Here is a 1,782-nt window from a genome sequence, read left to right on the forward strand (position 1 = left end):
CGCCGGCAGCCGCGCAGGAGGACGAAGTGGCGGGCGGGGAGCCCGAGTTCCTCGTCGAGAGCTGGACGGCCGGCGGCGGGCAGCGCCGGGAGGCCGCTCCCGGCAACTACCTGGTGCTCGTCAACGAGGAGTCGGAGCGTGCCGGTGCCGCGCTGTTCGGCCCGGAGCGGGACGGGCGCCGCGGCATCGTGGTGCGCGCCGCCGAACTCGCCGCGCGCCCGCCGATGCTGGACGCGCTGGTGCCGGAGGGCGAGCAGCTCGCGGGGTTCGTCGATCTCGCCGACTGGTGGCCGCAGGAGAGGCCGAGCGACGCCGCCCCGGCGCTGCGGCGGCGGGTGCGGTTGCTCCAAGAGGTGCTGGCGCGCCACCGGATGCCCTCGCTGACGTGCCTGCACGTGGTGCGCGGCCCCCTCGCCGCCGAGGCGGCGGGGCTGTACCGGATGCTCTCCGGCGAGTTCCGCACCGTGCGGAGCCGCACGGTCGACGTGGACTTCGGGCCGGACGATCCCGAGGCGCTGGCGCCGCTCATCGCCGACGAGCTCTCGTGGGACGACCGGCAGACGCGGGTCCGCCGTCGTGCGGGCCGCCGCGAGTACGCCGCGCTGCGCGCCCTCGAACCGTCCGAGCGAGCTGCCGCGGCCGCCCGGCCGAGCCCTCTCGACGAGGCGGCGGCGGGGACCGTGGTGATCACGGGCGGTACGGGCGCCGTCGGCCTGCGCCTCGCCGCCGAGTTGCACCGGCGGGGCGCGCCCCACTTGCTGCTCATCGGGCGGAGCCGGCTGCCGGCGCGCGCGAAGTGGGCCGAGCAGGCGGCGAATCCGCGTACCGAGCCGAAGCTCGCCGCGCGGCTGCGCGCCCTGATCGACCTGACGGAGCGCGGCGCCTCCGTCGAGGTGCGTACGCACGCGCTCAGCGACGCCGCGTCCCTCGCGCGGCTGTTCGAGACGGCGCGGCAACGGCACGGAGCGATCTCCGCCGTCTTCCACTGCGCCGGGGTGATGGACGACGCACGCTCACTGCTGGCGAAGACGCCGGAAGGCGTCCAGCGCGTCCTCGACCCCAAGGCGCGGGGCGTGCGCACCTTGTGGGAGGCGCTCTCCGGGCAGCCGCCCGGCCTGCTCGTCCTCTTCTCCTCGGTCTCCGCCGCCGTCCCCCGGCTCGCCGCTGCCTACGGCGACTACGCGGCGGCCAACGCCTTCCTCGACGACTTCGCCCTCGCGCACGCCGACGGTTCGGGTACCGGCTGGACGACGCGTTCTCTCCAGTGGCCCGTGTGGGAGGGCACCGGCCTCGGCGAGGGGCGCGGGGAGGCGGCCGGAAAGCTGGGCTTCGCCGGGCTCGACGGTGCCGAGGCGCTCGATCTGCTCGACGGTGCGCTCGCCGTGCCGGGGCACCGGGTGGTGCTGCCGTACCGGGGCGGCGTCGCGGTGCCGCCGTCAGCGTTGCGGGAGGCGCCGGCCTCCGCCGCCCCGCCTGCGGAGCGGGGAAACGCCTTCGCCGCGGCCGGGCCCGGCGCCTCGGCGGCCGGCGGCGGGACGGGGCCGTCCTGGGTGACGGAGATCCTGGCGCGCACGCTCCGGGTGCCGGCGGAGGAGCTGGCCGACACCGCTTCCCTCGCCGATCTCGGTCTCGACTCGCTGCTCCTCGCCGAACTGGTGAAGGAGTTGGAGGGGGCGCTGGGGGAGCCGGTCGACCCGGTGCTGATCCAGGAGAACCCCACGCCCGCCGGACTGGCGGCGGCGCTCGCCGAGCGGTCGCCCGCCGCCGTACGGCAGGTGACTG

Annotated in this window: 1 protein-coding gene; it reads left to right on the top strand. The window is 76.9% G+C overall.

Going from position 1 to position 1,782, the window contains the following annotated elements; all coding sequences use genetic code 11:
* Window positions 1-26: 26 nt before the first annotated feature.
* On the top strand, window positions 27-1,782 hold a 1,756-nt coding region (locus tag UWG_RS30855; protein WP_237720258.1), incomplete at its 3' end, for a beta-ketoacyl reductase.

Source organism: Streptomyces xiaopingdaonensis, assembly GCF_000262345.1.
In the GTDB taxonomy this organism is placed as follows: Bacteria; Actinomycetota; Actinomycetes; order Streptomycetales; family Streptomycetaceae; genus Streptomyces; species Streptomyces xiaopingdaonensis.